This is a genomic window from Streptomyces synnematoformans, assembly GCF_039531005.1.
Taxonomy (GTDB): domain Bacteria; phylum Actinomycetota; class Actinomycetes; order Streptomycetales; family Streptomycetaceae; genus Streptomyces; species Streptomyces synnematoformans.
Genome location: NZ_BAAAPF010000331.1, coordinates 1 through 7,576, shown reverse-complemented (window position 1 = coordinate 7,576; position 7,576 = coordinate 1). Strand labels below are relative to the sequence as shown.

The 7,576-nt window shown below is 75.6% G+C and carries 7 protein-coding genes; 6 read left to right on the top strand and 1 reads right to left on the bottom strand.

From position 1 onward, the window contains the following. The first annotated feature begins 886 nt into the window (after positions 1–886). Positions 887–1,735, top strand: a complete 849-nt coding sequence (locus ABD317_RS30920; protein WP_344294194.1) for a tetratricopeptide repeat protein — start codon at positions 887–889, stop codon at positions 1,733–1,735. 1 nt (position 1,736) lies between these two features. Here the strand turns inward: ABD317_RS30920 and ABD317_RS30915 are convergent, their stop codons facing one another. Beyond that, complete coding sequence (locus ABD317_RS30915) at positions 1,737–3,041, bottom strand: DUF1015 family protein (protein WP_344294192.1); 1,305 nt, start codon at positions 3,039–3,041, stop codon at positions 1,737–1,739. A gap of 75 nt (positions 3,042–3,116) precedes the next feature. On the opposite strand from ABD317_RS30915, the gene ABD317_RS30910 reads away from it, so the two are divergent. From ABD317_RS30910 to ABD317_RS30890, 5 genes are all read left to right on the top strand, one after another. Continuing rightward, on the top strand, positions 3,117–4,178 hold the full coding sequence (locus ABD317_RS30910; RefSeq protein WP_344294190.1) for an HAD-IIA family hydrolase: 1,062 nt from the start codon (positions 3,117–3,119) through the stop codon (positions 4,176–4,178). A gap of 47 nt (positions 4,179–4,225) precedes the next feature. Continuing rightward, positions 4,226–5,278: a FecCD family ABC transporter permease gene (locus ABD317_RS30905; RefSeq protein WP_425582479.1), complete on the top strand. Its 1,053-nt coding sequence runs from the start codon at positions 4,226–4,228 to the stop codon at positions 5,276–5,278. Next, the gene (locus ABD317_RS30900) at positions 5,275–6,312 is read left to right on the top strand and encodes a FecCD family ABC transporter permease (RefSeq protein ID WP_344294188.1); all 1,038 of its coding nucleotides are present in this window, start codon (positions 5,275–5,277) and stop codon (positions 6,310–6,312) included. The genes ABD317_RS30905 and ABD317_RS30900 overlap by 4 nt, the downstream gene beginning before the upstream one ends. Continuing rightward, the gene (locus tag ABD317_RS30895; RefSeq protein ID WP_199789090.1) at positions 6,309–7,151 is read left to right on the top strand and encodes an ATP-binding cassette domain-containing protein; all 843 of its coding nucleotides are present in this window, start codon (positions 6,309–6,311) and stop codon (positions 7,149–7,151) included. Before ABD317_RS30900 ends, ABD317_RS30895 begins: the two co-directional genes overlap by 4 nt. Before the next feature lie 37 nt (positions 7,152–7,188). Beyond that, positions 7,189–7,576: hypothetical protein (locus tag ABD317_RS30890; RefSeq protein WP_344294185.1), on the top strand; the 388-nt coding region annotated here is incomplete at its 3' end.

The following is a 7,576-nucleotide window of genomic DNA, read 5'->3' as shown; positions in this document are numbered from 1 at the left end:
GCGCCGATGGTACTGCACGGGGGACCGTGTGGGAGAGTAGGTCACCGCCGAACAACTATTGAGGACCTGTGGTCCCAGCGTGAGCGCTGGGACCACAGGTCCTTTTTGTTTTTTCGTTCCGGTGCTGCCGGAGTTATAGGAGCGTAGTGAGATGACCACCAACGAGCCCGACCGGCGTGACGAGGACCGTGGCCGCGGCCGGCGTCGTGACGGCGACGGGCGTGGTTTCGACCGGCGGCGGGACGGAGAGCGCCGCGGGGGGCCCCGTCGTGGGGACGAGGATCGGCAGGGGCGGGGGCCCCGGCGGCAGGATGACCGGCCGCAGCGGGATTTCCGGCGGAGTGACGACCGCCCGCGGGGGCCGCGCCGCGATGACGACCGTCCGCGGCGTGACTTCCGCCGTGACGACGACCGCCCGCGGGGGCCGCGGCGTGACGACGACCGTCCGCGGCGTGACTTCCGCCGTGACGACGACCGGCCCCGCCGGCCGTGGCGTGACGACGACCGGCGCGGAGACGACCAGCCCCGGGGTTTTCGCCGCGATGACGAGCGTCCGCGCCGTGACTTCCGGCGGGATGACGACCGTCCGCGGGGCCCGCGGCGTGACGACGATCGGCAGCGCCGTGACTTCGGCCGGGACACGGACCGGCCGCGCCGTGACTTCCGGCGGAATGACGACCGTCCGCGCGGGCCGCGGCGTGACGACGACCGGCCGCGCCGTGACTTCCGCCGCGACGGTGACCGCCCCCGCGGGCCCCGGCGTGCCGGGGAGCGCGACGGGCGGGGGGCGTACGGCCGCGGAGGACGGTTCGAGCGGCGTGACGACCGTCGTGACGACCGCGGTCGCGGGCCGCGCGGGCCGCGGCGTGAGGGTGAGCGGGCGCCCGTGCGGCGGTTGTCCATCCCCGACGACGTCACCGGGCAGGAGATCGACAAGGCCGTTCGGCAGGAGCTGCAGAGCCTACCCAAGACCCTGGCCGAGGACGTCGCCAAGAACCTCGTCATGGTCGCCCGGCTGCTCGACGAGGACGCGCCGCGCGCGTACGAGCACGCGAAGGTCGCGCTGCGGCTCGCGTCCCGGGTCGGGGCCGTGCGGGAGGCCGCCGGCTTCGCGGCGTACCACACGGGCCGCTACCAGGAGGCGCTTGCCGAGTTCCGCGCCGCGCGGCGCATGAGCGGGCGTGCCGACCTCTGGCCGGTGATGGCCGACTGCGAGCGCGGCATGGGGCGGCCGGAGCGGGCGCTGGCGATGGCCGGCGAGCCGGAGGTGCAGCGGCTGGACAAGGCCGGCCAGGTGGAGATGCGGCTCGTCGCCGCGGGGGCGCGGCGGGACATGGGCCAGGCGGACGCCGCCGTCGTCACCCTGCAGAGCCCGGAGCTGGCGTCGACGGGTGTGCACCCGTGGACCGCGCGGCTGCGCTACGCCTACGCCGACGCGCTGCTGGAGGTCGGCCGTGAGGAGGACGCGCGGGAGTGGTTCGCCAAGGCCGTCGAGGCCGACCACGACGGGCTGACGGACGCCTCCGACCGGCTGGCGGAGCTGGACGGGATCGAGTTCACCGACGCCCTCGACCCGGACGTCGACGACGTCGATGACGTAGGGGAGACCGGAGAAGCCGCGGACCTCGGCGACGGGCCGGAGTCCGCCGCGGGCGACGCCGACGTGCCCGAGGTGTCGGAGACCGACTTCGCCGATGACGACGATCCCGCGGCCGGCGAGGACTCCGGCCGCTGACTCAGCCCAGGTCCAGCGCCCGCAGCACCAGCCCCGTGGCCGGCTTCGGGCCGAAGGACGTGGACTTGCGCGGCATCGTCACCCCGTCCCGCGCAAGCTCCCGCACGACGTCCTCCGCGACCGGCTTCATGAGCACCGCCGTGCCGCCCAGGCGCTCCGCCTGGGCGGCCGCGGCCGCCGCTTCGTGGACGTAGCCGATGTGCGCGGGCTCGTCGGGGAGGCGCCAGACGTGCTCGATGAGCGTGGCGTGCAGCACCGTGGCGTCCAGGCTGCGCCACGCCTGCGGCCGGTCGGTGGGTACGGTACGGGCCAGCAGGCCCGGGTCCGGGCGGTCGACCAGGTGCAGCGTGCCCTCGCCCGCCAGGAGGAAGGCGTTGCCCCGCGTCTCTTCGAGCGCGGTCAGGGCTGCGGGCAGCGGTATGCCGAGCGGCCGGACGCGGGCGGCGTCGCCGAGGAGGCGCAGCGCGTCGGCCGGCGGGAGGGTGCGCAGCACGCGGTGGATGCCGCGGACGACGAGCGGGTGGCGTGCCGTGTCGACCAGCAGGACCAGCCCGTAGTCCCACGGTCCGGCGTCCCCGTGCCCCGCCGCCGCGCCCACCCCGGCGCCGCCGGGCGGCGCCGGCTGCTCCGCGCGCAGCCGCAGGTACGTCGCCCAGCGGTGGTGTCCGTCCGCGATGAGGGCCTGCCGCCGCGCCAGGTCCGCGCGTACGGCCGCGATCTCGTCCGGGTCGGTCACCGCCCACAGCCGGTGTGCGAAGCCGTCCTCCGTCGTCGTCGCGAGCAGGGGTGTGCGTGCCGTCGTGCGTTCGACGACGGCCGTGGTGCCGGTGTTCGCGCCGTCGCTGCGGTACGACAGCAGCAGCGGCTCGGGGTTGGCGGCGGTCTCGCGCATCAGGCCCGCGCGGTCGGCGACGATCTCGTCCATCACGTCCTCGTGCGGCAGCACCACGCCGTCCGCCGGCTCGCTCAGCGCCAGCAGGCCGATGACGCCCCGCTGCAGCAGCTCGCCCCTGCGCTGCTCGTACACGTACAGCGCAGGCCGCGGGTCCGGTACGAGGACGCCTTCCGCGCGCCACCGGCGCAGGGCGTCGGCGGCGAGGCGGTGGCGGGCGGCGGGGGCGTCGGCCTGGGGGAGGATGAGCCGGACGATGTTGTACGGGTCGGCGGTCTCCAGGTGGTGCAGCCCGTCGGGCCGGACGACGACGTCGTACGGCGGGGAGGTGACGGAGGCGAGGCTGCGCACCCGGGACGGCGCGTAGCGCAGCCCGCGGAAAGGGCGGAGGTCGAGGCCGGGTGAACGCTGCATGGACCGGATCGTATGCGCCGCGGCCGGTGCGCGATGATCGAGGCGACGATATCGCCCGTCCGAGGAGCCGCCGCCGTGTCCAGCCAGCTCGCCAGGACCCGCCCCGCCGCCTGTGCGGAGCCGCTGTGCACGGCGTACGACACGGCGCTGCTGGACCTCGACGGCGTCGTCTACATCGGCGGCACGGCCGTCGAGCACGCCGCTAACGCGCTGGCCGACGCTCGCGTGCGGGGGATGCGGCTGGCGTACGTCACGAACAACGCCTCCCGCACCGCGGCCGTCGTCGCCGCGCGGCTGACGGCGATGGGCGTGCCCGCCGACCCGGCGGACGTGGTCACCTCGGCGCAGGCCGTGGCCCGGCTGGTGGCCGAGCAGGTGCCGCCGGGAGCGCGGGTGCTGGCGGTCGGCGCGGAGGGGCTGTACGAGCCGCTGCGCGAGCGCGGGCTGCGGATCGTGGAGTCGGCGGACGACGACCCGGCGGCCGTGGTGCAGGGGTACGGCGGGCCGCGGATGCCGTGGGAGCGGCTGAACGAGGCGGCGTTCGCGGTGCAGCGCGGCGTGCCGTGGTTCGCGTCGAACGCCGACCTGACGATCCCGACGCCCCGCGGCATTGCCCCGGGCAACGGCGCGGCGCTCGCTGTGGTGCGGCTGGTCACCGGCGCCGAGCCGCAGGTGGCGGGGAAGCCGCGGCCGCCGATGCACCGGGAGACGGTCATCAGGACGGGGGCGCGGCGGCCGCTGGTCGTCGGCGACCGGCTCGACACCGACATCGAGGGCGCGTACAACGGCGGCGTCGACGCGCTGCTGGTGCTGACCGGCGTCACCGGCGCCGCGGAGCTGCTGGCGGCGCCGCCGCGGCACCGGCCGGCGTACGTGGCGGCGGACCTGCGCGCGCTGGCGGCCGGCCAGCCGGAGGTGGCGGTGGCGCGCGGGGACCGGGGCGGGGGCGAGGGCGTTGCGGCGCGCTGCGGCGGCTGGACCGCCGCCGTACGCGGTACGGGTCCGCGGCTGGCGCTCGACGGCGAGGGGCAGCCGTTCGACGGGCTGCGGGCTTTGTGCGCGGCGGCGTGGACGTACGCGGGGGAGGACTCCTGCGGCCTCGACGCGGGAAAGGCGCTGGCCCGCCTCGGTCTGTGAGCATGCACCCATTCCAACGTTCGATCAGGGTAGGCTAACCTAACTGGGTGTTGGTCGACGCTGCTCCCCGCAAGGACCTCGGGCCGAAGGACGCCCCGCCGCGCCGCCGGTGGCTCTCCCCGCGCGCGGCCGGCCTCCTCGCCTCGGGCGTCGCGCTGCTGCTCGTCTGCGCGGCGAGCATCGCCGTCGGCGCCAAGTCCATCCCCCTGGACCAGGTCTGGCACGGCCTCTTCGCCTACGACGGCACCGACACCGACGTCGTCATCCGCGACCTGCGCCTCCCGCGCACCGTCCTCGGCCTCCTCGCCGGCGCCGCGCTCGGCCTCTCCGGCGCGGTGATGCAGGCACTCACCCGCAACCCCCTCGCCGATCCCGGGCTGCTCGGCATCAACGCCGGCGCCTCCGCTGCCGTCGTCAGCGCCATCAGCTTCTTCGGCGTCACCTCCGTCGCCGGCTACGTCTGGTTCGCGTTCGCCGGCGCCGCCGCCGTCTCCGTGCTCGTCTACGCCCTCGGCGGCAGCCGCAGCGCCACGCCGGTGCGCCTCGCGCTCGCCGGCACCGCCGCCACCGCCGCGCTCTTCGGCTACGTACGCGCCGTCGAACTGACGGACACCGTGGCGCTGGACAAGATGCGGTTCTGGACCACCGGGTCGCTCGCCTCCGCCGACACGACCACCATCCGGCAGGTGCTCCCGTTCCTCGCCGTCGGCATCTTCCTCGCGCTCCTGCTCGCCCGCCCGCTGAACGCCATGGCCATGGGCGACGACACCGCCCGCGCCCTCGGCGCGCACCTCAACCGCACCCGGCTGCTCGCCATGCTCACCGTCACGCTGCTGTGCGGCGCCGCGACCGCCGCCTGCGGGCCCATCGTCTTCGTCGGCCTGATGATCCCGCACATGGTGCGCGCCGTGACCGGGCCCGACATGCGCTGGATCCTGCCGTACTCGGCGGTGCTCGCGCCCGTGCTGCTGCTCGGTGCCGACGTGTTCGGCCGGGTGCTGGCCCGGCCCGCGGAGGTGCAGGTCGGGATCGTCACCGTGATCCTCGGCGGCCCGGTGTTCATCCATCTCGTACGACGCCGGAGGATGGCGCAGCTGTGAGAACGCTCAACGTACGCGGCACGAAGGGCGATCTGTCGGTACGCCTCGACCTGCGCGCCCTGCTCGTCTGCCTGCTGCTCGCCGCCGCGGCGCTGGCCGCGGCCGTCGTCCTCGTCGGCACCGGCGACTACCCCATCTCCTTCGGCGAGGTGGTGCGCACGCTGCTCGGCGGGGGCGAGCCCGGGCAGGAGTTCGTGGTCCGCGAGCTGCGGCTGCCGCGGGTGCTGGTGGGGCTGCTCGTCGGCGCGGCGCTGGGGCTGGCCGGGGCGGTGTTCCAGGCCATCTCCCGCAACCCGCTGGGCAGTCCGGACGTGCTGGGCATCTCGCACGGCTCCGCGGTCGGCGCGCTGGTGGTCATCGTGGTGTTCAAGGGCGGCTCGGAGGCGGTGGCGACCGGTTCCGTCATCGGCGGGATCGCCACCGGCGCGGCGATCTACCTGCTGGCGTGGCGGCGGGGCGTCGCCGGCTACCGGCTCGTCCTCGTCGGCATCGGCGCCGCCGCCATCCTCACCGGCGTCATCAACTACCTCCTCACCAGGGCCGACCTGGTCGACGCCGCCCGCGCCACCCTGTGGATCACCGGCTCGCTCGGCGGCCGCGACTGGACGCACGTGTGGCCGCTGGTCGCGGTCTGCGCGGTGCTGGTGCCGGTCGTGCTCGGCTGCGGCCGGCCGCTGCGGATGATGGAGATGGGCGACGACACGGCGTACGCGCTGGGCATCCCGGTCGAGCGGGTACGGCTCGTGGCGCTGCTGGCCGCGGTGCTGCTGACCGCCGCCGCCACCGCCGCGGCCGGACCGGTCGCCTTCGTCGCCCTCACCGCCCCGCAGCTCGCCCGCCGGCTGACCCGCGCGCCCGGCCCCAACCTGGCGCCCGCCGCGCTCATGGGCGCCACGCTGCTGATCGTCGCCGACTGGGGGGCGCAGCGCGCCTTCGGCGCCGACCAGGTGCCCGTCGGCGTCGTCACCGGCGTGCTCGGCGGCGTCTACCTCCTCTGGCTGCTCGCCGTGGAACGCCGGGCGGGCCGGATATGACCGACCGAACGCCGAACAGGAGATCCGCCGTGAGCCGTCTCGCCGCCGACAACGTCACCCTCGCCTACGACAGCAGGGTCGTCGCCGAGAAGCTGTCGGTGGCGGTGCCCGACTCCTCGTTCACCGTCGTCGTCGGGCCCAACGCCTGCGGCAAGTCGACGCTGCTGCGCGGGCTGGCGCGGATGCTCAAGCCGAGCGCCGGCGCGGTGCTGCTGGACGGCGAGGCGATCGGGACGCTGCCGGCGCGGAAGGTGGCGCGGATACTCGGGCTGCTGCCGCAGTCGTCCGTCGCGCCCGACGGCATCACGGTCGGCGACCTCGTCGCCCGCGGGCGCTACCCGCACCAGGGGCTGCTGCGGCAGTGGTCGCGGGAGGACGAGCGGGTGGTCCAGGAGTCGATGGCCGCCACCGGGATCGCGGAGCTGGCGGAGCGCTATGTCGACGAACTGTCCGGCGGGCAGCGGCAGCGCGTGTGGATCGCGATGGCGCTGGCACAGCAGACGCCGCTGCTGCTGCTCGACGAGCCCACGACGTACCTCGACATCCAGCACCAGATCGAGGTCCTCGACCTCTGCGCCGAACTCCACGAGACACAGGGGCGCACGCTGGTCGCCGTGCTGCACGACCTCAACCACGCGGCGCGCTACGCCACCCACCTGATCGCCATGCGCGACGGGCGGATCGTCGCGGAGGGGCATCCGAACGACATCGTGGACGCCGGGCTCGTCGAGCGCGTCTTCGGGCTCAGATGCCAGGTGATCGACGACCCGGAGACGGGCACGCCGCTGGTCGTCCCGGCGGCGCGCAAGGTGCGGGCGGCGGCGGCCAGCGGGGTCTGAGCGGGTCGGGGCGGCGGTTCGCGGTACGGTCTGTGGCATGAGCGAGCCGACGCCGATGCCCGCAGCGGAGCCCGAGGCCGGGGCCGTGCCGGCGAGCGGGCCGGAGACCGTGCCGGAGCCGGTGCCGGAGCCGAACGAGCCGGAGCCGGAGGCCGAACCGGCCGCGGCCGGGCCCGTGCCCCTCGGCGTCGCGCGCACGCCCACCGGCAACGCCGACGTCGACGCCGCGCTCGACCGTCTGGCCGACGCCGACGAGCTGCCGACCGGCAGCCACCTGGAGGTCTACGAGGACGCCCACGGCCGGATGCGCGAGGCGCTGGAGGAGCTGGACCGCACCCAGGGCCCGCCCCCGCCCGCTCCCCCCGGACCGGCGCACGCACCCGCGGGCCCCGGCGCCCCGGCGCCGTACGGCCCGGGCCAGACCC